This window comes from Sphingobium sp. VMM (genome assembly GCF_056790315.1).
In genome coordinates this window covers 1-23572 of the sequence record NZ_JBXGSI010000037.1, presented here as the reverse complement: position 1 = coordinate 23572, position 23572 = coordinate 1, and the positions used below count along the sequence as shown (strand labels likewise).

Genomic DNA, 23572 nt, shown 5'->3' with positions numbered 1-23572 from the left:
AGGTGGGCGCAGGACAACCTTGACCAAAGAGGAGGGCTCAGCCTCCCGTTTCATCACAGGAGGACGGATGCCCGATATCGACCGGCGGAGCGCGTTGACCGGGGCTGCGGCCCTGCTGGGCGCCAGCCTCGCTCGCCCGGCGCATGCCGCCACCGCCAGCATCGTGACCACCCGCAAGGGCCGGGTCGCCGGCACCCGCGAGGGTGGCCTCCATGTCTTTCGCGGCCTGCGCTATGGTCAGGATACCGCGCCGCGCCGCTTTCAGGCACCGCTTGCGCCCGATGGCTGGACCGGCACGGCCGATGCCAGCGCCTTCGCGCCCTCCTGTCCGCAACAGGGGCGGCAGGAGCCGGAGAGCGAAGATTGCCTGTTCCTCAATATCTGGACCCCCGGCCCGGACCCGCGCGCCAGGCGGCCGGTGATGCTCTATATCCATGGCGGCGCCTATTCCAACGGCTCCGTGGTCGATCCGCTGACCTATGGCGACCGGCTCGCGGCGCAGGGCGATGTCGTGGTGGTGACCGTCAACCACCGGCTCAACATCTTCGGCTATCTCTATCTCGCCCGGCTCGATCCGCGCTTCGCCGACAGCGGCAATGCAGGCCAGCTCGACCTTATCCTCGCGCTGCAATGGGTGCGCGACAATATCGCGGCCTTTGGCGGCGACCCCGGCAATATCCTGGTCTTCGGTCAGTCGGGCGGCGGCGCCAAGATCGCGACGATGATGGCAATGCCGGCCGCTATCGGCCTGTTCCATCGCGCCATCACCATGAGCGGGCAGCAGGTGACGGCTTCCGGCCCGCTCAACGCGACGAAGCGGGCGCAGGCATATCTCGCCCGACTGGGCGTGAAGGCCGATGACCTGTCATCCTTGCTGTCACGATCGACCGCGCAACTTGTGGAGGGGCTGGCAGCGCAAGACCCGATCTTGGGCGGCGGCCTTTACATGGGGCCGGTGCTCGACATGACGCATCTTGCGCGCCATCCCTTCTGGCCCGATGCGCCGCCCCAGTCGCAGGCGATCCCGATGATGCTGGGCAACACCCATGACGAGACCCGTGCCTTCATCGATCCCCATGGCTCCAGGCTCCAGGGGCTGGATTGGTCCAACCTCGCCGCCCGGATGGCGCCGGAACTGCGCATGGACCTTTCGCCCGAATGGATCGTTGCCCAATATCGCGCGCGCTATCCCGACTGGTCGGCGGAGCGCATCTTCTACGCCGCGACCACGGCCGGGCGCAGCTGGCCGGGGCAGGTGCTGGAGGCGGAGGCGCGCGCCCGCGCCGATGCGCCGACCTGGGTCTATCAGGTCGACTTTGCCTCGCCGACCCAGCCCGAACGCGGCGCGCCGCACACCATGGATATCGCGCTCGCCTTCGGTACGCTCGATGCGCCGGGCAGTTTCACCGGCACGGGTGCAGGTGCGCAGGCTGCGTCGCGCGCGCTGATGCAGCGTTTCCTGGCCTTCGCTCGGCGCGGTGATCCCAATGGCAGCGGAATGGCGCCCTGGCCGCAATATCGGCTGGACGAACGCCAGACGATGATCATCGATCTCGACAGCCATGTGGAAAGCGATCCGCGCGGCTGGGAGCGGGAACTCTTCGCCCGCGTCCCCTATATCCAGCCGGGTAGCTGAACGCTGTTCGTTGCCGGGCCGCAACCAAAAGGGGGCGGGCGCGTTGAGTCCGCCCATGCAGTTGGAGGAACCGCATGGATACCCAGGATGTCGATTATGTCTCGGAACGCGGCGAGCTGCATTTTCTCGCCGCTCTGGTCGATGAGCTGATGCGCCGGCTGATGCTGTCGGGCGTGCTCAGCCAGGCCGAACTCAACGCGATCGAGGCGGATGTCGCCAAGCGCATCGGCAATGTGCCGCGCGCCTGGTAACTTATCGGGTCAGTGAACCACCGGATAGCTGATGATCAGTGCCAGCGGTTCCTTGCCGACCTGCCGGATGCCGACCTTGGCATCCTTGTAGAGATAGGCAGCCATGCCCGGTGTCAGCGGTTTTTCCACGCCGTCGGACGTCACCACGCCTTCGCCCGACAGGACATAATAGACCTCGTCATGGGCGATTGGATGGACGCCGATCGCCGCGCCGACATGCAGCACGCGCTTGCGGAATTCCATGCTGCGCGGCTGCGGCACGGCGTCGCTGATGCGATAGGCGGTCGACATGCCGATCTCGCCATGGGGCGGCGGCTCGTCCCGCATCACCTCGCGCTCGTCGACGATCACCATCGGCGGCGCTGCGGCCGCCGCCAGCAACAGCATCAGGCTCATGGCTTTGGCTCCTGTCGCATCATCTTGTCGCGGTCCGACAGATGCTCGGTCGTCTCGTCCTTCTGGCCGGGATAACGCCCCGATTTCGGCTCCATCGTGTCGAGGTTCCAGTCGTCCTCGACAAAGGGCGCGCGGGTCGCCGCGAATTTGGGATAGCCGCCCACCTGCTTCTCATTGTCGATGATCTCGCCGCGCCCTTCGGCGACGAAGAACAGCACGCGCAGATCATCGGCATCCCGGTCCCAGGGGCGGGCGCCCGCACGCCACAGCACATGGGTCTCGACATCGCGCACCGGCAGAACGTCCAGCCCCTGCCACCAGGTCGGCGGCGTCTGCGTCTCGATCAGCTTCGCCTTGGTCTCGCCATAGCGGCCGAACATCGGCAATGGCTTGCCGAACTTGTCGACGGCCAGATTGTCCTTGCCATAATATTCCAGGTCGCCATCGCCACCCAAGGTCAGGAAGGGCAGGCCGGTCGCGGTCGATACGCCGCCGCGCATGACATTGCCGACCGCCGCCAGCTTGCCATTCTGATAGGGATGCTCGCCCCATTCCAGCGCCATCAGGTTGTAATGCACGCCGCGCTCGCCCGGATCATAGATGATATTGTTGACCACGGCGGCATGGACGCCGCCCTTCAGCAGCGGGTTGCGCTCGACATTATGGGCGTAGACGTTGCGATAAATCAGGATGTTGGTCGCATTGTCGTGGATCAACGTCCCCTTGCTATGCTCACCCTTGGGATGGCTGGCATTGGCCAGGCCCTCGGCCGCCAGATTATAGGAAAAGGTGATGTTATGCGCCGTGTTGGCGCGCCATTCGTCGGGCGTCTTGCCATTGAAGCGCGGGCCGGACGCCGACATATTCTCGTCGATCGCCCAGGTGAAGCTGCAATGGTCGACGATGATGTCATGGCCGCCGACCACCGACATGGCATCCGCTTCCCATCCGCTCAGCAGCGGCTGGTCGTCCACCCCGGTGCGCACGCGGATATGGCGCATGATGACGTCATGGGTGGCGATGTCGATGCCCGACCGGATCAGGGTGATGCCGGGGGAAGGGGCGGTCTGGCCGGCAATGGTCAGATAGGGTTCGCGGATGGTGATGGTCTGGCGCGCCATGTCGATGACGCCGCCCACCTCGAACACGACGATGCGCGGGCCCTTTGCCTCCAGTGCCGCCTTCAGGCTGCCGGGGCCATCGGCCGCCAGCGTGGTCACGCGGATGACGCGGCCCCCTCGGCCGCCGGGCGTGGTCGATGCCCAGCCGACGGCGCCCGGAAACGCAGTCGTTGCGCTGGATGCGCTGGTCTTGGCCGAGGCGGCGGATAGGGTTGCGGGCAGGGGGATCAGGGCAAGGCCGGCAAGCGGCAGGGCGATCAGTCTGGCGGTTATTTTCATGCTTCCGAAGGCTCCTCTCCTGGCCAGACTTGCACCGTGGCGGCGATGATGCAAGCAATTTGACACCGGTGTCGAATCTGTTTGCAATCATTGTGGCAGCGAGGCGAAGGCGCGGGCTGCGCTCCGTCATTCTACGTCATGTGGCCCATATTGCGGTGCAAAATGGCTCGATATGGACGCTTTTCCGACAAGGGGGCGCGGAAAATCGCCGCGAGCGCTGGCCTGACAGCTTCAGACATAATTGCCGCAATGATCATTGACATTGATCCGCAGTCGGGTCACAAGCTTCTGACACCGGTGTCTTCAAGGGGACAACATCGGGCCGCACCCCCAAAGAGGCGTGGCGGAAATATGGAGGGATGTTTCTATGATTGCGTTCGTACAGGCTTCGTCCGCCCGGAAATGGCTGTCCGCAGCCTCGACCCTGGCATGCGCCATCGCCTGCGTTTCCGCCGCTCAGGCACAGGCTCAGTCCGTGCAGGGCGATGCCGCGGTTGCGCCGGATCAGGGGCAGGCGGATGCCGCAGCCCAGGAATCCGACATCATCGTCACCGGTTTCCGCCAGTCGCTGGGCGCGGCGATCAACCTCAAGCGTCAGTCGGTCAGTTCGGTCGATGCGATCGTGGCGGAGGATATAGCCAAGTTCCCCGACCAGAATCTCGCCGAATCCCTGCAGCGCATCCCCGGCATCTCGATCCAGCGTGACGGCGGCGAAGGGCGCGCGATCACCGTGCGCGGCCTGGGCGCGCAGTTCACCCGCGTGCGCGTCAACGGGCTGGAAACGGTCGCCACCTCGACCGATGGTGCCAGCTCGAACCGCGATCGTTCCTTCGATTTCAATGTCTTCGCGTCAGAGCTGTTCAGTTCGCTGGTCGTTCACAAGACCGCCGAAGCCTCGCTGGACGAAGGCTCGCTCGGCGCCGTGGTCGATCTCAACACCGGCAATCCGCTCGGTGGCAAGGAAGGTCTGACCCTCGTCGGTTCGGCGACCGCTTCCTATAATGATCTGGCCAAGAATTGGGGGCCGCGTCTGGCCGGCATCGCATCCTGGAAATCGGCCGACGGCCGCTTCGGCGTCGCCCTGTCGGCGGCCTATTCGACGCTCGATACCAAGGAACTGGGCAATAACAGCGTGCGCTGGGCCCAGGCCCGCTTCGACAATGTCGATGGCACCGCCTGCTTCACCCAGCCCAATTCGGGCGGTTCCTATATTCCGAGCCCAGCCTGTAACGATGCCGCGCTGTCCTTCCATCCCCGCATTCCGCGCTATGGCGAGGTGCGTCATGATCGCGAGCGGCTCGGCCTGACCGGATCGGTGCAGTTCGCCCCGACCGATGCGACCAAGATCTCGATCGATGGCCTCTATTCGCGCTTCAAGGAAACCCGTGAGGAGAAGTGGGGCGAGGTGCTGCTGCGCTCCAACGAGCGGTCGATCAATGTCGTCAATCCGGTCTATGACGATAATGGCAACATGATCTCGGCCACGCTCAACGATGCCTGGGTCCGCACTGAACATTATCTGCGCAAGTCGAGCACCGAATTCTATCAGGTCGGCGGCACCTGGGACCAGGATGTGACGGACAAGTTCCGCTTCACCCTGCTGGGCGGCCTGTCCAAGTCCAACGCCGACATTCCGGTCGAAACCACGGTGGTCTTCGATGATCGCGATGCCCAGGGTTATAGCTATGACTATAGCGACATGAAGCATCCCAAGCTGACCTTCGGCTCCAGCGTGACCGATCCGGCCAATTTCCAACTCGCCGAAATCCGCGACCGTCCGTCCAACACCACCAACCGGTTCAAGACCGCGCAGTTGCGCACCGAATGGGACGCGGCGGAGGGGCTGACCGTGAAGGTCGGTTCGATGTGGCGCCGGTTCGACTTCAAGACCGTCGGCTATCAGCGCGATACCGCCGTCTGCGGCAATGGCGGCAAGGATCTGGTGCTGGGCACCATTACCTGCTCGCCGACCAGCCTGTTCGGCCCGAGCGCCGTCTATGGTTTCCAGGCCACGCCGGAATTGAGCGAACTCTTCACCCTGGGCAAGGCGGGCCAACCGTCGGGCACCACCACCCAGTGGCTGATCCCCAATCTGGACGCGGCGACCGCCTATACCAAACTCTATGACCGCGCGCTGGCGCTGGACGTCGGCAACAACCGGTCGGTGCGCGAAGAAGTGACCGGCGGCTATTTCCAGTTCGATGCCAAGGGCGACCTGTTCGGCCTCGAATATGCGCTGAACGCGGGCATGCGCTATGCCAAGACCGACCAGCGCTCGACCGGCCTCAATGGCGGCATCCCGGTCACGATCAAGCGCAGCTATGAGGATTGGCTGCCGGCCGCCAACCTGGCCCTGTTCCCGACCGACAAGCTGGTCATTCGCGCGGCGGTGGCCGATGTGATGACCCGCCCGACGCTGGGCAGCCTGACGCCGGGCGGTTCGGCCGACGGCTTCCAGTATCGCGTCAGCTACGGTAACCCCTATCTCAACCCCTATCGCGCGACCGCCTATGACCTGGCTGTCGAATGGTATTTCGCGCCCCAGTCGCTCTTCTCGGTCGCCCTGTTCAAGAAGGATGTGCAGAGCTTCCCGGTCGCCGCGACCATTTCCAACGCGACCTTCGCGGAAACCGGCCTGCCGGCTTCGGTGCTGGTCAGTTCCTCGCCCGCCGCGCTCAATCCGGCGCTGCAGGCGGAACCGATCTGGACCATCGCGACCACCGTCAACGGCACCGGCGCTTCGCTGAAGGGGGCGGAAATCGCGCTGCAACTGCCCTTCACCTTCCTGCCGTGGATCTTCAAGCATTTCGGCATCCTGGCCAACGCGACCTTCATCGACTCCAACGCCACCTATAATGTGTCGGGGCCGGCGGTCGTGCCGGGTGGCGGCCTGGTCAATGTCGCGCGGGAGAACACGTTGTTCGGTGTGTCGAAGCGGGCCTATAACGGCACCCTCTATTATGACGACAACCGCTTCAGCGCGCGCGTCTCGGCCAGCTATCGCGGGCCCTATAGCGACCAGAATAGCGGCACCGGCAACGTCTTCGAAGGCTATAATTCGACCGTCAATGTCGACGCCTCGGTCCGTTACAAGGCGACCGACTGGCTGGAATTCACCCTCGACGGCATCAACCTGACCGATGAATATCGCGGCCGCTACACCGACCTCGATGCCAATCGCAACTATGAGTACAACCATTTCGGCCGCACCTTCCAGTTTGGCGCGCGCGTGAAAATGTAGCCTGTCCCTTCGGGTCGCGCCGTCACGGGCCAGCCGCCTTCTGCACGAGGTGGCTGGCCCTTTTTCTTGGGCCGGCGGTGGGGCAGGGATGGTGCCGGGCCGACGACAGCAATAGTCCATTCACGCAATGACATTGACTCGCGTTAGCGTTCTCAAATATGGCGCCGCCAAGAATATTTGGGGGATTATATGGTGCGGTCGTCTTTCTTTTTCTCCGGGGCGGCGATCGTCGCGCTGGCAAGCCCAGCCATGGCGCAACAGGCGCCGGATGCCGATATGGACCAGGCCCGCGCCGACATCATCGTCACCGGCGAAAAGAGCGCCCGCACCCTGCAGCAGACGCCGACCAGCATCGCGGTCGTGACGCCCGAAAAGATCGAGCGCGAGGCGCTGATCACCATCCAGGATGTCTATAACCGCACCGCCAACCTGTCCGAAACCTACGGCTCGTCCGGCTTCACCATCCGCGGCATTAGCAATAGCGGCGTCGGCGCGGGCGGGCAGGCAGACGCTGCCAGCGTCTATGTCGATGGCGCACCGGTGCCCAAATGGGCGCTCTATGGCGGCCCGACCGACCTGTGGGATGTGCAGCAGGTGGAAGTGCTGCGTGGCCCGCAATCGACCATCCAGGGCCTCAACGCGCTGGCCGGCGGCATCGTCATCACCAGCAAGGATCCCTCGCTGACCCGCTGGGGCGGTGACGCGCGCGTGCTGTGGAGCGAATATGATGATCGCACCTTCTCCGCCGCGATCGGCGGACCGATCATCAAGGATGAGTTGGGCATCCGCCTGTCGGCCGAGCGCCGCAACGATCGTGGCCTCATCTACAATGTCACCCGCGACGAATATAGCGATGCGCTGGAATCGCTCAATCTGCGCGGCAAGATCAAATGGACGCCCCAGGCCATTCCGGGATTGGAGGCAGTCGCCAGCTATAATCGCGTCCGGCGCGACGGCGGCTATCTCTACGAATATGCCCGCACCGACGTGCCCAATTATTTCAATCACCGTATCGCCACGGGCGACCAGCCCAGCCGGGGCAAGATCGACAGCGACCTTGCCGTCTTCAACATCAGCTATCCGCTGGCCCAGGGGCTGAAACTGTCGAGCGTCACCTCCTGGAACCGCTCGCGCGTCCATTCGGTGATCGATACCGACGGCACGCCGCAGGATATCCAGGCGATCGACAATCGCTATAATTACCGCACCCTGACCCAGGAAATGCGCCTTAACTATGATGGCGAACGGCTGAGCGGCCTGCTGGGCGCCTGGTATTATCGCCGCACCGGCAGCATCGACCAGAATAGCCGGGTGAACATCGATACGCCGACCGCCACCATCGCCGCCCTGCTGCGCGCCAATGGCGCGACCGCGGCGCAGGCGACTTTCCTCAGCAATGCCTATGCGGCACAACTGCCGGTCATCCCGGTCGCCTATTCGGCTGACCAGCCGGAAAAGGTGGAGACGATGGCGCTGTTCGGCGATGCCCGTTTCAAGCTGACCGACCGGCTGACCCTGATCGGCGGCTTCCGCTACGATCATGAGCGCAACCGCTATGCTGCGCAAACCGTGGCGACCTTCAACGGCACGCTACCCGATGCCAATTTCCTCGGCGCGGCCTATGCCCCGATCATTTCGCTGATCAACCAGGGCGTTCTGGGGCTGGTCGACGATGCTTCCTCGCCGCTGGCGTCCAACAGCCGCAGCTTCAACGCCTTCCTGCCCAAGGCGGGGATCAGCATGGACTGGACGCCGGACCTCACCACCGCATTCACCGTCCAGCGCGCCTATCGCTCGGGCGGCTCCAGCCAGAACCCGGCCCGCGCCCTGCTCGTCGCCTATGATCCGGAATATAGCTGGAATTATGAAGGCTCGCTGCGCTCCAAATGGCTGGACGGGCGCCTGACGCTCAATGCCAATGCCTTCTACATGACGTGGAAGGACCAGCAGGTCACCGCCTATTTCGGCCAGAATGCCTATGATTATAACACGGTGAACGCGGCCGGATCGCATCTTTACGGGTTCGAGGTGGAGGCGAATGCCACTATCGCGCGCGGCATCGATCTCTATGGCTCGGTCGGCCATGTCCGCACCAAATTCACCGATTTCGTCCTGCCCGCCGGGGCGACCAGCACGGTTGACCTCACCGACACCCAATTCCCCTATGCGCCGCGCTGGACCCTGTCGGGCGGCATTAATGCGCAGTTCGGGCCGGGCTTCGTCGCCAATCTCAACGCCAATTACCGTTCGTCGGTCTTCACCGGCGTCGGTCAGGATCAGGGCCAGTACAAGGTCGGCGGCCGCACGGTCGTCAATGGCAAGATCGGTTATGAGACCGATCATTGGTCGCTGTTCGTCTTCGCACGCAACATCCTCAACGAGGATTATATGCAGTACCAATATGCCGCGATCCATCAGGCGATCCTGGGCGAACCCCAGACCGTCGGCGTCGGCGCGAGCGTCCATTGGTGATCGCACTCGCCAGCCTGCTGCTCATCGCCGGCGGCGCCCTGGGCGCGGCCCTGCTGCGCCGCTCCTGGGTGCGGCGGGATCGCTCCGTGCTTGGCCTGCTGCTGGCGGGATGGGCCATATTGATCGGCCTGCTGGTCGCTGCCTTCCTGCTGATCGGGCCGGTCAAGGGGCTGGCCTTGGGACTGGCGATGGAGGGGATCGGTGCGCTCGCCATCATCTGGTTCGGCCGGGTCCGGCGCAAGGCGGCGCGGGGGCGCGATGGCGATGTCGCGCCCGAGCCGCTGGAGGAACCGGGCCGCTTCTGGCGCGGGGTGCTCCGCGCCTTGCTCGCCGGGCCGCTCGGCATGACGGCCGCGATGGGCGTCGCCTTTTGCGTCACCGTCTATCTGCCCGGTGATCCGCGCACCCGGATCGTGCTTGGCGGCCTGTTGCTTCCGATCCTCTGGGGGCTGGCCATGACCTGGACGTTGGCGGACCGTCGCCTGCTCCGCGCCACCGCCGTGCTGGTCGGCACCAGCATCATCGGCTTCGGCCTCGCCGCCTTGGGAGGGGCCGCATGAACGACCAGAGCGTCCAGACCAACAGCCGGGCAAAGAAATGGCGTTGGCCCTTGTCGCCCGAAACGGTGCGATCGGTGCTCAGCAGCCATTCGGTGCTGGGCCTGGCCTTTGCCGCGATCATCTATATCGTCTGCCTGACCGGCACGGTCGCGGTGTTCGCGCCCGATCTGGAGCGGTGGGAAGTGCCGGCGACGCCGGTGGTGACCAGCCTGTCGGATGCCTCGGCCGCCCGCGCCATCGCCGAAGCGGCCAGGCGCGCGCCGGCCGACACCACCCTCTATCTGTCGCTGCCCACTGCGAAACAGGATGGCGCCAGCCTCACGGCCTTCAGCGCGACCTATGAGCATAAATGGGCCGTGGCGGCCGATGGTGCGCTGTCCGATCTCGAAGCGGTCTGGACCGAATTTCTGCTCCATCTCCATATCAACCTGCATCTGCCGCGCAGTTGGGGGCAGTTCATCGTCGGCCTGACCGGCGTGGCACTGCTGTCCTCCCTGGTGTCGGGCATATTGGCGCATCCGCGCGTGCTGCGCGATGCCTTCCACCTGCGCCTGGGCGGTTCGCGCCGGCTGCAGGAGGCCGATCTGCACAATCGCCTCGGCATCTGGGCCTTGCCCTTTCACTTCACTCTGGCGCTGACCGGCGCGCTGCTGGGCCTCAGCACCATCATCGTCGCGATGCTGGCGATGCTGCTCTATCGCGGCGACATGGGGAAGGTCTATGAACTCTTCCTCGATCCGCTGCCCAAGGTTGACGCGCGCGCCGTGCCCATTCCCGATATCGCCCGGCTGATCGCCGATGCCCGCGCCCGCGCGCCGGCGGCCGTGGCGGACAATATCATGGTCGAACGGCCCGGCCGCGCCGATATGCGCATCTCGATCCACAGCGGCCGGCCGCACTTGCTGACCCAGCAGGACGAGGTGCAATATGATGCGCGCGGGCAACTGCTCCATCAGGAACAGCCGCAGGATCTGGTCGCCGGCACCCGGATGCTGAGCGGCATCGGCCAGCTGCATTTCGGCTGGTTCGGCGGGCTGCCCGTGCGGATCGCCTATGGCCTGCTCGGCATTGCGCTGTGCATCGTCACCTCCAGCGGCGTGACCATCTGGCTGGCCCGCCGCCGCGATCGCGGCCGGCCCGCGCCGCAATGGGAACGGATCTGGGCAGCGATCTGCTGGGGTCAGCCGGTCATCCTCGTCCTCACCGCCGTTCTGGCCTTCGCCTTGCCGCATGTGTCGCTGCCGCTGGCCTGGCTGGGCCTCACCATTCTGTCTGTGCTGGCCGCGGGTATGGCCAAGGCGCTGCCCGGTCCGCGTCTGTCTCGCGGCCTGCAATGGGCGCTGGTCGCCGGCCTGCTGGTGGTGGCGCTGCTGCACGGCGCACCGCTGCTGGCGGGCGGGCAGGGGCTGCTGGTCGACCTGTTGCTGCTTGCCGGCGGCATCGGCCTATTGCTCGCGCTGCTGCGCAGCCGCGCTCCAGCCAAGGTCTAAGGCAGAAACTTGCCATTCCCCTCCCGTAAACGGGAGGGGCGGCGAGACTTGCGCGCGCAGCGCGCTAGTCGCAGCGGGGTGGGCTTTCGCGACGCTGCCCCGGCTTTCCTACTCGGCCCATCTCTGATCTACCCTTGGGCATGCCAGCGCTGCCCCATCGCTTTTCATACCACCCGCCTGTCGCGTGGCTGTCGCTTCATTGTCGCCTTGGTGTCGCGTCGAAGGCGCGCGGGCGTGACCCGTTTCCCCCGCCACTGTCGCGTCACAGGCGCATGACCGGCGCGTCGTGGGTGCATCACAGGCGCATTGGCCCGAAATAGCCCGCACGACACTGTGAACTTCGCCTGTCGCGTCCCGTGTCGGCCCCAATCGGCCTAAAGCGCGCGAAAACGGAAGTCGGTGAAGCGCGCTTCACCCGCACCGGCGGAATAGAGGCCGGGGCGCAGCATCAGGAAGCCGCCGCGCACATTATGGTGATAGCCCGACACTTCCATCCCCCGGTCGAACCGCTTCCAGCTCCTGCCGTCATCGCCGCTGATGTGAAAGCGGATGATATGCCGGTCGTTGGTGACGCGCATCCGCATCCGGCGGCCATGGGGGTTGGCGGGGCGGCCGCGCTCGATCCCATATTGATGGGTGACGAACCGCTCCTGGTCGAAGCCAAGCCCGCAATAAAGCTGCTCGTCATAGAAGAGCAGCAACCCGGCGACGCCACCCGGCGCGATCTCGACCGTGCATTCGAACTGATAGGCCTGGTCAGCTGCCACCAGCAGCAGCGGCGACGAACTGGAGGGGGCGGTGCCGCTGGCCTTCAGGATCAGCGATCCGTTCTCGACCCGCGCCCGCTGCGCCTCCTGCGGCGCTGGCTTGAAGAAGTTCCAGCGCGATCCGATGTGCAGCGCGCTGAAATCATCCGACAGTGGCTGCCCATGTGGTCCGGCCTGGCCGCCCCTGGGTTTGGCGATCGGCTGCGACAGGTCGCCGCCGGTCATGCGGAACCAGCCGTCCGCCGTCCATTCGACCGGGTCGAGCAAGGTCTGCCGCCCCAGCGTCCAATAGCCATTTTCATAGCCATGATAGACCGACCACCAACTGCCGTCCGGTCCCTCGACCAAGGTGGCATGGCCGCGCGACCACCATTTCTCGGCGCGATCGACGGTCCGCACGATCGGGTTGGCCGGGCAATTCTCCCACGGCCCATGGATCGACCGCGACCGGGCGGCGATCACCATATGGCCGGTCGGCGGCCCGGCCGTGCCGCCCACGGCGGTCACCAGATAGAAATAGCCTTGATGGCGCAGGATTTTGGGGCCTTCGGGCGAGAAACCCTCGACATCCCAGTCGTCGGGATAGTGCCAGGGGTCATAGACATGTTCGGGCTGGCCGACGGTCGCCAGGCCATCGTCGGTCAGGCGCACCCGGTCGCCGCCCGACAGGAACAGCCAGCGCGACCCATCCTCGCCCACCGCATGGCCGGGATCGATATGGTTGGGCAGATTGAGGTCGATCGGATCGCTCCACGGCCCCTCGATCCGGTCGGCCCAGATCACATAGCTGGTGTTGGGCGATACCTTGACCGGGATGTAGAGATAATAGCGGCCCTTGTGCTTGCACAGTTCGGGCGCCCAGACCGACCCGATATTCCGGTGGAGCGCCGGGCCGACCGGCCGCCAGTTCACCAGGTCGCGCGAATGCCAGATGATGAGGCCGGGATAGGAATCGAAGGTCGAGAAGGTCATGTAATAATCCGCGCCATCCTTGAGGATGGTGGGATCGGGATGGTCGCCCGCGATCAGCGGATTGAGGAAGCGGCCGTCGCCCAGATCGGCGATGCGCTGATGGTCGAAGCCGCGCCGCCAGTCGGGCGCGGGGGCAGGCGTGGCCGGTGGAGCAGGGGGGGCCGCCCGCGCCTCGCTCAAACCACCCGCCAGCGCCGCCGAAGCCGTCGCCAGCAATGCGTCCCGTCGGCTGACTGCCATGACCCTCTCCCGATTATTGATACCGGTTACCTAAGGGCCATGACCTGATGCTGTCAAATGGCGCGGACCTGATCCTCGTAAAGCTCCAGCGGCAGTCCGTCTGGGTCGGCGAAGAAGGTGAAGCGCCGGTCGGTATATTCGTCCACCCGCACGGGCTCGCACGCCACGCCATGGCGTTCGAGCCGGGCGACTTCTGCATCCAGGTCGCTGACGGCAAAGGCAAGGTGGCGCAGGCCACAGGCTTCCGGGCGCGAGGGACGCGGCGGCGGATTGGGGAAGGAGAAAAGCTCGATCTGCGCGCCGCCGACCGCCAGATCGCATTTCCAGCTGTCGCGTTCGGCGCGATAGACCTCGTTCAGCACGGCAAAGCCGAGAATGTCGACATAGAAACGGCGGGACCGGGCATAGTCGGACCCGATGATGGCGATATGATGGATGGCGTGCATCGCCCAGCGCTATCGCGGGATGCGCCCGTCGCGCAATGGCTATCCGGCGATCAGTGCCTGAAGATCGAGCAGCGCCCGGCCGAAGGACAGACCCTGCGGCCCCGCGACGAAGCGGGGTTCCCACTCCGGCCCGAACTTGTCCTTATAGGCGCGCAGTCCTTCAAAGCCGTAGAGCGCATTGCCATGCTGGTAGAGCAGCGCCCCCAGCTTCGACCAGAGCGGTGCCAGCCGGCGCGCCTCCAGCCCGGAAAGCGGGGCGAGGCCGAGGTTGAACCAGCGATAACCCTGTGCCTTGCCCCACAGCATCAGGTGGATGAACAGAAAGTCCATCGTGCCATAGGGCGCGCCGTCATCATGGCGCATCAGGTCGACGGACAGTTCGGACCGGTCGGCCGCGGCCCAGATATTGGCGAAGGCGACGATCCTGCCCTCCTGTCGTACCACGGCGCAGTCGAACCGTGCCATATAGGCGCGATCGAAGCGGCCGACGCTGAAGCATTTTTCCTTGTGCCCCTTGGCCTGGAGCCAATGGGCGGAAATCTCGGCCAGCCGGTCCATTTCCTGGTCCAACATGGCGGCGGGGATGATCTCGAAACTGGCGCCCTCCCGCGCCGCGCGCCGCTCGGCATAGCGCAGCGGCTTGGCGTCCGGGCCGTCCAGCGTGAAGCCGGCCAGGTCGACATGCGCTTCCTCGCCATATTTGACGATCTGCAACCCCAACTCGATCGCCAGCGGCAGCATGTCCTGGCTGATCTGGTAGAGCAGCAGGCGGCCCTGCGCGGCATCGGCCTGTTCGCGCAGCCGCCAGAGCAGGTCCGCCCATTTGCTGCGGGCGCCGACGGGATCGCCCATGACGATCCAGCTATGCCCCCTGATCTGATACATCAGGCAACAGGTGCCGCCATCCGACACCAGGAAGCGCTTGTCGCCGATATAGGCAAGATTGGCGTCGGTGCGTTCGGCCAGCGCCAGCGCGGCCTCCGGCGGGACGGCGGCATTGCTGGCCAAGGCGGGAATGGTCGCGGCCGGGCGCAGCAGGCGCCAAAGCGCCACACCGATCAGCAGGACGGCAACGGCCAGGCTGGCGCGCAGGAAGCGGGAGGCATCGGCGCGGGCGGCAAAATGCCACCAGAGGTCGTTCTGATATTCGACATGCTTATAGGCGAAGAAGCCGATCCAGACGCAGAGGCCCAGAACCACTGCGACCGTCGCCAGCCAGCCAGGGGTGAAGGCGTCGGCGATGAGCTGGGTCCGACGATAGAAGGCCGGGCGCGCCCATTGCAGCAGCGCGGCGATCAGCAGCATCGCCGCCGCTTCCTCATAATCCAGCCCCTTGAGCAGCGAGAAGATCGCGCCGGCCAGCAGCAGGATGCGGGTCAGCCAGAAGGCCCCGTCCAGCCGCCGGTAGAGGCCGGCCGACAGGATCAGCAGCGCCGCGCCGACCAGGCTGCCGGCCATGTGGGAGGCTTCGAGGAAGGGCAAGGGCACGACACTGTTGAGGGTCGCGACCCGGTGCGGGATGGCCGGGAGCGAGCCCGATACCAGCAGGATGGCGCCGCCCAGGAAGACGAGCGCCGCCGTCATGATCGGTGCGAGGCCGGTCGTGACGGCCTGCAGGCCGCGCAGGGTACGGCGCAGCGGCTGCCGCCAGCGCCAGCCCTCCTGCGCAACGATGATGCCGACCGCGATCAGCAGAGGCAGGATATAATAGACCAGTCGATAGGCGAGCAGCGCGGCGACCAGTTGCGGCCGGTCCACGCCGGGCAGGGCGGCAAGCATCACCAGTTCAAACACGCCGACGCCGCCGGGCACATGGGTCAGCAGCACGGCGACGATGGCGAGCGCATAGCCCAGGAAGAAAGCGGGCCAGGCGTGCAGGCCGACGCCGGGAACGAGGACGAACAGCGCAGCGCTGGCCGCGGCGAGATCGATCACACCGATGCCGATCTGCCAGAATATGCGCGAGGCAGGCGGCAGCGGCAGCGACATGCGGCCAAAATGCAGCATCCGTCCCTGCCGGCCGGCAAAGAGGATCAGGCCGATGATGGTCGTGAGGGTCAGGCTTCCGGCCACACGCAATGCTGGCGCGGACAGGCGAACATCGCCCACCGACAGCATCTCCGGCCGCCAGACCAGCATGGCCGCCGCCAGCGTCAGGACGCCGCCCCAGAAGGTGGCACCGGCGATCGCGACCACGCGCGCTACATCCGCAACACCCAGCCCCGCCGCGCTGTATATGCGGTAGCGTGCCGATCCGCCGGTCAGCAGCGACAGGCCCAGATTATGGCTGAGCGTATAGCTGGTGAAGGAGGCGAGCGCCGCCGTGCCATAGGGCAAGGGGCGGCCGATCGAGCGCAGCGCCAGCACGTCGTAGAAGGTGAGCGTGACATAGCTGATCGCGGTCAGCAGCAGGGCGGGGATCAGGGCTGTCGGGCCAAGTGCATGAAAGGCCGCGCGGATGTCGCGCACATGCACATCGTGCAGCAGATGGTAGAGCGCGACGAAGCCGAGCGCGGCGAGCAGCACGACCAGCCCGACCGAGAGCGCGGTGCGGTGCTGGCGCAGGAATGTCATGGCCCCCATGGCGCGTCTACCCCGTCGTGACCCGGTGCCAGAGCTGGCTACGGCAGAAGAGGCCGCCTAGGATGCAGCCGGAAATCTTCAGCTGGTCTGGCCCTTGCTGATCGATGGTTGAATAGAAGGTGCGGCCCATGTCGGGCACATAGACCCGCCCGGCCCAATGGCCCGGTCCCTTGGGGCGATAATCCTGCAACAGGGTGGTGCCGACCAGATGCGGGATGCCGGCATCGCTGGCATCGGCCAGCGCCTCGGCATTGGCATGGCTGACCCAGCCGCACAATCTGTCCTGACAGGCGCCGGTCGTGACCGTGACGCTGCCGCGCGGATTGATCCAGGAACCCAGCACCGGATCGGCCGCCATCGCCGGAACGGCGATGATCAGGCTGATGTCGGCAAGGAACAGGCGCAGGGCGTGATGCATGGGTCAGATCTTCCGGATCAATCCCTGCCGGGCGAAGGCCGCGTGCAGGACATGGTAGAGCGCATCGACATCATGGTGCAACGGGTGTCCGCCCGGCAGCGCGACGGTCTGCACATTGGGCTGGCGGAGCAAGGGGCACAGGCTGGCCGCTTCCTCCTGCCCATGAACGCAGAGCAAAGGCGCCCAGTCGAGCTTGCGCGCGGTCGGCAGGGCGTCCGCCTCCGCCATCGCAAAGGTGAATATCTCACCGGGCGAAGCGCGATATTCGACCGTGGCGCCTGGCACGACCAGCGCCACCATGGCGATAGCATGGCGTTGGGCAGCGGGCAGCGTGGCAAGGCCGACATGCGCCATGTCGGCGCCGAAGGACTGGCCGATCAGGATGACCGGCGCAGCGGGATCGATGCTGTGGGCCTGGGCCAGGGCTCGGCCGATCAGCGCGGTGGCTTCCGCCGGGCTGCGGGTCTTGCGGAAATAGGTCAGCGAATTGACGCCGACGGTCGGCATGCCGTCTCGCGTCAGGCGGGCCATGATGCCCGGCCCCATGCCGACCTTCATGCCCATGTCGCCCGACAGGATGATGACGATCGGCGTGCCATGGCCCGGCCGATAGCCCTGTGGGCGGGAGAGGGAAAAGGGGTCGCCACCCAGATAGCCGAGCCATTGGAAGGCCGCTGCCAGCAGAGCGAGGATCAGGATGGGCAGGATATATCGGATGCTCTTGCCGCTGCGCGCCATCATGCCGTCTCCTCGATAGACCCGAGCGCCCGGCACGTCGGGAGGAGACCGACGTGCCGGGCTGTGAGCGGTCGGAACAAGACCCACGCGTTCCGACCGTTCGGCCAGCTGGTCCAAGCTGGCCTGTTTCGTGCCACCCAAGGGGGAGGGGAGGTGGCACGACCGATATGGTCGATGACGGCCTGCGGTAGCGTGGCTGGAAAATGAACTTTTGGAGAGGCGGTCGATCAGATGCGACGGGCGACTGCGCCGGCGGCCCAGCCCATGCCGACGGCCAGGGCGATGGCGGTCAGGCCATAGAGGAAAGACCAGCGTTCGGCCGCGACGGCCATGAACTGTTCGAAACCCGATTTGCGAACATGGATGTCGCGCACCGCCGCTGCCACGACGCGGCCATCCTGCACCAGGAAGGTTTCGGCGGTATAATCGCCCACGATCACACGGGCCGAGAGCGGCAGGCGGGCGCGATAGAGCACGCCGTCGCTGATCTCCACTGTGCCGGGGCGTTCAACGAACAGGCCGTTGCGCTGGCGCAGATCGACCAGGCCAGCCTGGAACCGGTCCAGCTCCGCGCTGTCGTTGAGCGAGGAAGGGGAGAGTTGCAGCTTGTCGACGCCCAGTTCGTAGATTGCGGCGGTGCGCTCATCGACGATCTGGTCGATCGGCCGGGAGGAGGCCATGGCGTAGAAGCTGGGCGCAGAGCGAAAGCGGGCGCGGTCGGCATTGACCCAGATGCCGGCGACCTTCTGCTTTTCGCGCATGGTGATCGACTGTTCGGGGCCCTTCAGCACGACGACGATGTCCGCCGGCTTGTCCGGCCGCCGACCGTCGGGATAGACGATGGCGCCGAACAGCAGCAGGTCCGCGCCGGTGAAGCTGTACTGGATCTCGACCTCGCGCTGCGACACATCAGGCACCAGTTGCGGTTCGTCCGCGGCACTCAGCAGCAGGGCCAGGGCTGGCAGGATGAGGCAGGATATCCTCATTTCACGTCGATCGTGAAGATTTCGTCGGGCCGCCAGCCCAGCCCCAGCGCCATGCGTGCGGCGACCAGCAGCACGATCGCGGCGAGCAGGATGCGCAGATATTCCGGGCGGATCGTCATCGACAGCCGGGTGCCGACCTGCGCGCCGGTGACGCTGCCGATCAGCAGCAGCATGGCCAGCACCAGATCGACCGCTTTGGTCGTCATCGCGTGCATCATGGTCGTCGCCATGGTGACGAACAGGATCTGGAACAGCGACGTGCCGACCACCGACTGGGTGTTCATGCCGAGCAGATAGAGCATCGCCGGCACCAGGATGAAGCCCCCCCCCACGCCCAGCAACATGGTCAGGATGCCGGTTGCCATGCCCAGCAGCAGCGGCGCTAGCGGCGAGATATAGAGGCCCGAGCGATAGAAGCGCCAGCGCATCGGCAGTGCGGCGACCAGCGGATGGTGGCGGCGCTTGCGCGCCTGCATGCGCTTGCCGGTTTTGAGCGCGATCAGTGCCTGGATCGACTCCTTCGCCATCAGCGATCCGATGCCGCCCAGCATCAGCACATAGAGGATGCCGATCACCGTATCGATCTGCCCCAGCGACTGGAGCAGGCGGAAGATGAGGACGCCAAGGCCCGCGCCGACCACGCCGCCGGCGATCAGTACGCCGCCCATGCGGAAATCGACGGTGCCGCGCGACATGTGGGTGACGACGCCGGACACGCTGGCGCCGGTCACCTGGCTGGCGGCAGAGGCCGCTGCGACCGTAGGCGGGATGCCATAGAAGATCAGCAGCGGCGTGGTGAGGAAGCCGCCACCCACGCCGAACATGCCCGACAACAGGCCGACGACGCCACCCAGTCCGATGATGACCAGGGCGTTCACCGACAGATTGGCGATGGGCAGGTATAGATCCATGCCCCATCGGGTTAGAGACAAAAGACTCCGAGCGAAAGCCGAGAGATGGCTGGCAGGCTAAAAATCGGCGGCGAGTGTGACCGCCAGGCCGGAAGCCGGTTTGGCTTGGCCGGCGACACGTTCACGCCATTCGATCCCGATGCGTGCGGCGATCGCTGGAAGGGGCAGGCGAAACTGGATTTCGGGGCCGATATCCAGTCGTTCGACATCGGGTTGCGCACCACCAGACAGGCTGAGGCCAACGCGCAGAGGGCTGCCCTTGATCGGCGCGAGAAGCGAGAATTTTCCGTCGATGAAAAGGTCGCGCTTGTGCAGCCCCACCATGCCGGTCTGCGCATAAAGGCTGGCCTCGATCGGTCCTGCCACGGGTTTTGGGCCAAAACCGCCGACGAGCAACAGCGCGAAAGCGTCGCGCGCCTGGGTATCGAGCGCGATCCGTCGTTCGGCGGCAAGGCTGACGGCGATATGGCGTATTGGCTGATAGGACAGGCCGATCGCGGTTTCGGGCGCTTCTGGCGACTGGAGGGCCGTCGTGGCCCGACCATAAGCGGCAAGGCGCCCCGAGGATCGCGGCATCAGGTCGAAGTCGATCCGTGCCCCGGCCTGCGACCCGCCAAGGCGCCCCACAGTGGCGAGGTCTGCCGAAGAACCACCGCCGGAGCGCCAGAGCAGCCAGGCGCTGCCTTGCCAGCGATCATGACCGACGGGCGATATGGTCGATACCGAAATGGCAAGCGGTTCCATGGCTTTGGGCTGGGCTAGGGGAGGTCTTTGTCTGGAGGCGCCAGAGTTCAACGACCATGCCGTCGATAGTGGCGCGATGGCATAAGCGGTCCGGACTGGCTTGAAGGGCGAACGCGCACGGATGGCTTGCCACTTATTGCCAGAATATATTGCTGTCTCTGCTCTGTTGATGATCGGGATCATGCGCTCCTGACGAGTGGGGGAGCCGATCCGACTGCCTTTGGCCGGGGCTGGCACTGTCGCTGGTAGCGGTGCTGTCGACGCGATCGTGCCGAACAGACGCATGCCGGTCCAGCCAATGCACAGCATGAAAAAGAAGCGCACCGGCCGTCCATCGGCCGATGATCCGATCATGCCTGCTCCTCCATGTCGGGGAAGCGATGTTGCGTCTTGTCCCACACCAGTGGCTTGCCCAGCAGCGACTGGACATAGAGGATCACGGCGCGCCGGGCGGCCAGGATAGCGATCGCGTTGCCGACGAACATGCGCGGCACGGCCGCCAGTCCATGCCGCCAGCCATAGGCATGGCCGGCAAAGATTGCGCGCATCGTGATGCGCCATGCCATGAGCCAGAGATTGAGCGTCAGCAAGGTGTCGATCAGCGGCGTCGACGGGCGCATTTGCGGCGCCAGGAATGGGCGCGCCAGTTCCAACATGCTCCAGAGCAGCAGCGTGGCGTAGGCGGCGACGATGATCAGGGCCGCAAGGGTGGCGCGCCGGTCCCTGATCCGCATCCACCATTCGGCCGGGCCGCCCTGCCAGCCCATCCGATCCCATCCGGCAAGCGAAATGCCGATGATCCAGCGTGCCTTCTGGCGGATGGCGGCCGGAGCGCTGTCGGGAAAATATTCGCGGGTCGCGACAAGACGGCCCTGTGCATCACGGATGCGCAGGAAGATGCCCCGGCCGCCCATGTCGGCGATCCGCAACCCCGCTTCATAATCTTCGGTCAATGACCCCGGATCGAATGGCCCCGCGCCAGCATGAGGGGCGAGAGCGGCCAATATATTTCTTTCAAAGGCGCAGGCGACGCCAGCAGAGGGAATGGATGCACCAAGAAATTCCCTCACCGTCAGGGACTTGCCATGGGCTTCAGCTCATTGGCCGTTAGCGTCACTCTGCCGCGACCCGCGCAAACGGCGGAAAAGGGTGGTGAGCAGACGATCTGCTTTCAAGAACAAGTGGCGCATTGCAGCCGTAGTAAGTGGATGTAGACTTACGATTAATCGGGGATGCAATCATGATGAGAAAATTCGGGCCTGCGCTTGTTGGGATTTTGAGTTTTGCGGCGGGTTATCCTGTTGACGCTCAGCAAACACCGCCGGAAGCATATCTCGATCCCGTTGATCGGCAGATTGCCGAAAATGGCAAAGGCATTCCCGGCAGGCCCTATCCGTGCGCCATAGAAAAGGTGGAGGAGGGCTTCACTGCCATAGAATCCGCTCCGACCGATCAGTGCGTTAAAATGCAACCAGCAAAAGAATGGCGAGGTCTCTGGCGTAACGACTTTGAGGGCTCACAGTTCTGCACCGGGCCAGCTTCGAGCTGTGAATTTGATTCGGCGGAAGGTAGAGTATGGCTGACCCCCGGCCCTATGCGTGGCGAACTCGGCGCGGTCTATGAAATCGTTTTCCTTGGCAGAAGAACGGCGTTCAAAGGCGCTTATGGCCACATGGGGCTGTCAGACTTCGAAATCATCGTCGATCGACCGATCTCCGTAAAAATGATCCAGGCCCCACTCCCGCAACTGTCTCAAGCCGAAGCTGATGCGGAATGGAAGCGCTGTGAGAAGGCAGGGAACTGCATCTCTACGAAAAAGCTGATGCAAGAGCAGAACGACAACAAATAGGTATTTTGAGCATAGCTGCTAATGTCTGCAAATGGTCGTTTCCTGAAAGGCCGGTTTCCGCCAGCTTTAGGGCGATTCATTCCCTGAGGCCACCTCAACTCATTGGCCGTTAGCGTCACTTCACCGCGACCTGCGCGAGCGGCGAAGAAGGGTGATTGTGGAAGGCCTCTTCGCAAGGGCAGCGTCGAGGGCAGGGGCAGTCGTGACAAAGCCTGCTTCCGCGCAACCTTATGTGACAACCGGTTTAAAAATCGATCACGGTCGACTTGATCTGTACGGCACGCTAACGCCTCGACAGTAAATTTTCGAAGAGTGTATCATGATTGAGCGGGTAAAGTTGCAATTCGGCTCCAGCGCAGGTCAGCCAGCTTTGGAGTTTGCGCCGGCCGCCATTACAATTATCATTGGCCCGAACAACTCAGGAAAAAGTAAACTTATAGAAGAAATCGCGACGCAATGTTTTCATGGTCACAATGTGAAGTCCGATGTGATTTTAGAAAAATTGATTTTCTCTTCAAGGGATGAGAAGTCGGCGGAACAATTGCTTGAATTTTTGGAGGTTCCTCCTCCTCCAGGTAAAGGTCATACAGAAGGGTTTATTTTCGTTCGGCAGCGTGGTGCGCCTATGATGATCCAGAACATCAGCATGCTTCAAGCACTAGTTAACCCAAATAGCGCGCAAGGACGGAAAAATTTCGCTAAGGGGTTTGCAAGTCAGCAAACGATTATTCTAAATGGTAAGAATCGTATCACGTTGGCGGATGAGCAGGAGGGCGGTGACCTTCAGAAGCCGGCCGAATCGACTTTGCAGCATCTCTTTAAGGACGATGATCTTAGGAAAAGATACAGGAGAATAGTTCACAAAAGTTTTGGTAACTACGCAATCATAGATCCGACCAAGTTAGGAAAACTGAGACTACGCTTGTCGCCGGAAGAGCCTGCTACTCCGGAATTGGAGCGTGGGCTTAGCGCCCCATCAGTGACATTCCACGCCAATGCGCAGCTCATCCAAGAGGCGAGCGACGGCGCAAAAGCTTTCACGGGCGTGCTCGCCGAAGTGATGGCCGGAGATCCACAAGTTCTGTTAATGGATGAGCCTGAAGCATTCCTTCATCCTGCGCTTGCGTTCAATATGGGACGCGAGATAGCCCGATCACTCGCCGCAACAGAAAAGCGTATGTTCGTTTCGACGCACAGTGCGCAATTCATGATGGGCTGCATCCAGTCTGGCGTGGCGCTAAACATCGTCAGGCTCACCTATCGAAAAGGGGTTCCCACCGCTCGACTTTTACCGAGCAGTGAGATCAAGCGGCTCATGCGTAATCCACTTCTCCGTTCGGCCGGCGTGCTCTCTGCGCTCTTCTACGAAAACGTGGTCGTCACTGAGGCCGACGCTGATCGCGCATTTTATCAGGAAGCTAACGAACGCCTACAAGCTACAGGCCGCGGGATTCCAAACTGTATCTTTTTAA

The 23572-nt window shown here is 64.1% G+C and carries 18 protein-coding genes and 1 pseudogene; 8 read left to right on the top strand and 11 right to left on the bottom strand.

Annotated elements, in window-relative coordinates; all coding sequences use genetic code 11:
• Positions 1–67 precede the first annotated feature (67 nt).
• Both ACUCV3_RS26525 and ACUCV3_RS26520 read left to right on the top strand, forming a co-directional pair.
• Positions 68–1636 carry a carboxylesterase/lipase family protein gene (locus ACUCV3_RS26525; RefSeq protein WP_279728433.1) on the top strand — a complete coding sequence of 523 codons (1569 nt, stop codon included), beginning with the start codon at positions 68–70 and terminating at the stop codon, positions 1634–1636.
• Positions 1637–1710: 74 nt separating this feature from the next.
• Positions 1711–1887 (top strand): hypothetical protein, encoded by a 177-nt coding sequence (locus tag ACUCV3_RS26520; RefSeq protein ID WP_164488846.1) that lies wholly within the window; start codon positions 1711–1713, stop codon positions 1885–1887.
• 9 nt (positions 1888–1896) lie between these two features.
• Here the strand turns inward: ACUCV3_RS26520 and ACUCV3_RS26515 are convergent, their stop codons facing one another.
• Both ACUCV3_RS26515 and ACUCV3_RS26510 read right to left on the bottom strand, forming a co-directional pair.
• Positions 1897–2283 (bottom strand): cupin domain-containing protein, encoded by a 387-nt coding sequence (locus ACUCV3_RS26515; protein ID WP_279728434.1) that lies wholly within the window; start codon positions 2281–2283, stop codon positions 1897–1899.
• Positions 2280–3683 carry a pectate lyase family protein gene (locus ACUCV3_RS26510; protein WP_482241414.1) on the bottom strand — a complete coding sequence of 468 codons (1404 nt, stop codon included), beginning with the start codon at positions 3681–3683 and terminating at the stop codon, positions 2280–2282. Before ACUCV3_RS26510 ends, ACUCV3_RS26515 begins: the two co-directional genes overlap by 4 nt.
• 367 nt (positions 3684–4050) lie before the next feature.
• Here ACUCV3_RS26510 and ACUCV3_RS26505 point away from each other — a divergent pair, with 367 nt between their 5' ends.
• The 4 genes from ACUCV3_RS26505 to ACUCV3_RS26490 all read left to right on the top strand — a co-directional run bounded on the left by ACUCV3_RS26505 (position 4051) and on the right by ACUCV3_RS26490 (position 11446).
• Positions 4051–6924, top strand: coding sequence for a TonB-dependent receptor (locus tag ACUCV3_RS26505; RefSeq protein WP_482241413.1), 2874 nt, complete (start codon positions 4051–4053; stop codon positions 6922–6924).
• Positions 6925–7113: 189 nt separating this feature from the next.
• Complete coding sequence (locus ACUCV3_RS26500; protein ID WP_279728437.1) at positions 7114–9396, top strand: TonB-dependent receptor; 2283 nt, start codon at positions 7114–7116, stop codon at positions 9394–9396.
• Positions 9390–9956, top strand: coding sequence for a hypothetical protein (locus ACUCV3_RS26495; protein ID WP_482241412.1), 567 nt, complete (start codon positions 9390–9392; stop codon positions 9954–9956). The genes ACUCV3_RS26500 and ACUCV3_RS26495 overlap by 7 nt, the downstream gene beginning before the upstream one ends.
• Positions 9953–11446 (top strand): PepSY-associated TM helix domain-containing protein, encoded by a 1494-nt coding sequence (locus ACUCV3_RS26490; RefSeq protein WP_048938858.1) that lies wholly within the window; start codon positions 9953–9955, stop codon positions 11444–11446. Before ACUCV3_RS26495 ends, ACUCV3_RS26490 begins: the two co-directional genes overlap by 4 nt.
• A 374-nt stretch (positions 11447–11820) precedes the next feature.
• On the opposite strand, the gene ACUCV3_RS26485 is transcribed toward ACUCV3_RS26490, so the two are convergent.
• The 9 genes and pseudogenes from ACUCV3_RS26485 to ACUCV3_RS26445 all read right to left on the bottom strand — a co-directional run.
• Positions 11821–13425, bottom strand: a complete 1605-nt coding sequence (locus ACUCV3_RS26485; RefSeq protein ID WP_482241411.1) for a family 43 glycosylhydrolase — start codon at positions 13423–13425, stop codon at positions 11821–11823.
• Positions 13426–13478: 53 nt separating this feature from the next.
• Positions 13479–13871, bottom strand: a complete 393-nt coding sequence (locus ACUCV3_RS26480; RefSeq protein WP_279728439.1) for a VOC family protein — start codon at positions 13869–13871, stop codon at positions 13479–13481.
• Between the two features lie 39 nt (positions 13872–13910).
• On the bottom strand, positions 13911–16454 hold the full coding sequence (mprF, locus tag ACUCV3_RS26475) for a bifunctional lysylphosphatidylglycerol flippase/synthetase MprF (RefSeq protein ID WP_482241410.1): 2544 nt from the start codon (positions 16452–16454) through the stop codon (positions 13911–13913).
• 7 nt (positions 16455–16461) lie between these two features.
• Positions 16462–16872, bottom strand: a complete 411-nt coding sequence (locus tag ACUCV3_RS26470) for a DUF2147 domain-containing protein (protein WP_279728441.1) — start codon at positions 16870–16872, stop codon at positions 16462–16464.
• A gap of 3 nt (positions 16873–16875) precedes the next feature.
• Positions 16876–17613: an AcvB/VirJ family lysyl-phosphatidylglycerol hydrolase gene (locus tag ACUCV3_RS26465; RefSeq protein WP_279728442.1), complete on the bottom strand. Its 738-nt coding sequence runs from the start codon at positions 17611–17613 to the stop codon at positions 16876–16878.
• A gap of 224 nt (positions 17614–17837) precedes the next feature.
• A complete protein-coding gene (locus tag ACUCV3_RS26460) occupies positions 17838–18596 on the bottom strand; it encodes a TIGR02186 family protein (protein WP_279728443.1) in 759 nt (252 codons plus the stop codon).
• Positions 18593–19507, bottom strand: coding sequence for a sulfite exporter TauE/SafE family protein (locus ACUCV3_RS26455; RefSeq protein WP_004207740.1), 915 nt, complete (start codon positions 19505–19507; stop codon positions 18593–18595). Before ACUCV3_RS26455 ends, ACUCV3_RS26460 begins: the two co-directional genes overlap by 4 nt.
• 57 nt (positions 19508–19564) lie before the next feature.
• Positions 19565–20434, bottom strand: coding sequence for a hypothetical protein (locus ACUCV3_RS26450; protein WP_482241409.1), 870 nt, complete (start codon positions 20432–20434; stop codon positions 19565–19567).
• Between the two features lie 167 nt (positions 20435–20601).
• A pseudogene (locus ACUCV3_RS26445) lies at positions 20602–21348 on the bottom strand (glycosyltransferase family 2 protein); the annotation flags it as partial.
• 143 nt (positions 21349–21491) lie between these two features.
• Here ACUCV3_RS26445 and ACUCV3_RS26440 point away from each other — a divergent pair.
• Positions 21492–22100: a hypothetical protein gene (locus tag ACUCV3_RS26440; protein ID WP_482241408.1), complete on the top strand. Its 609-nt coding sequence runs from the start codon at positions 21492–21494 to the stop codon at positions 22098–22100.
• Between the two features lie 319 nt (positions 22101–22419).
• Positions 22420–23572, top strand: a 1153-nt coding sequence (locus ACUCV3_RS26435) for an AAA family ATPase (protein WP_482241407.1), incomplete at its 3' end; no start/stop codon positions are given.

Bases quoted from the DNA above. Each gene is read 5' to 3' on its own strand.
- ACUCV3_RS26450 (WP_482241409.1), bottom strand. From the start codon at position 20,434: ATGATCCCGATCATCAACAGAGCAGAGACAGCAATATATTCTGGCAAT.
- mprF (WP_482241410.1), bottom strand. From the start codon at position 16,454: ATGGGGGCCATGACATTCCTGCGCCAGCACCGCACCGCGCTCTCGGTC.
- ACUCV3_RS26505 (WP_482241413.1), top strand. From the start codon at position 4,051: ATGATTGCGTTCGTACAGGCTTCGTCCGCCCGGAAATGGCTGTCCGCA.
- ACUCV3_RS26460 (WP_279728443.1), bottom strand. From the start codon at position 18,596: ATGAGGATATCCTGCCTCATCCTGCCAGCCCTGGCCCTGCTGCTGAGT.
- ACUCV3_RS26480 (WP_279728439.1), bottom strand. From the start codon at position 13,871: ATGCACGCCATCCATCATATCGCCATCATCGGGTCCGACTATGCCCGG.
- ACUCV3_RS26440 (WP_482241408.1), top strand. From the start codon at position 21,492: ATGATGAGAAAATTCGGGCCTGCGCTTGTTGGGATTTTGAGTTTTGCG.
- ACUCV3_RS26515 (WP_279728434.1), bottom strand. From the start codon at position 2,283: ATGAGCCTGATGCTGTTGCTGGCGGCGGCCGCAGCGCCGCCGATGGTG.
- ACUCV3_RS26455 (WP_004207740.1), bottom strand. From the start codon at position 19,507: ATGGATCTATACCTGCCCATCGCCAATCTGTCGGTGAACGCCCTGGTC.
- ACUCV3_RS26470 (WP_279728441.1), bottom strand. From the start codon at position 16,872: ATGCATCACGCCCTGCGCCTGTTCCTTGCCGACATCAGCCTGATCATC.
- ACUCV3_RS26510 (WP_482241414.1), bottom strand. From the start codon at position 3,683: ATGAAAATAACCGCCAGACTGATCGCCCTGCCGCTTGCCGGCCTTGCC.
- ACUCV3_RS26485 (WP_482241411.1), bottom strand. From the start codon at position 13,425: ATGGCAGTCAGCCGACGGGACGCATTGCTGGCGACGGCTTCGGCGGCG.
- ACUCV3_RS26525 (WP_279728433.1), top strand. From the start codon at position 68: ATGCCCGATATCGACCGGCGGAGCGCGTTGACCGGGGCTGCGGCCCTG.
- ACUCV3_RS26520 (WP_164488846.1), top strand. From the start codon at position 1,711: ATGGATACCCAGGATGTCGATTATGTCTCGGAACGCGGCGAGCTGCAT.
- ACUCV3_RS26490 (WP_048938858.1), top strand. From the start codon at position 9,953: ATGAACGACCAGAGCGTCCAGACCAACAGCCGGGCAAAGAAATGGCGT.
- ACUCV3_RS26465 (WP_279728442.1), bottom strand. From the start codon at position 17,613: ATGATGGCGCGCAGCGGCAAGAGCATCCGATATATCCTGCCCATCCTG.
- ACUCV3_RS26500 (WP_279728437.1), top strand. From the start codon at position 7,114: ATGGTGCGGTCGTCTTTCTTTTTCTCCGGGGCGGCGATCGTCGCGCTG.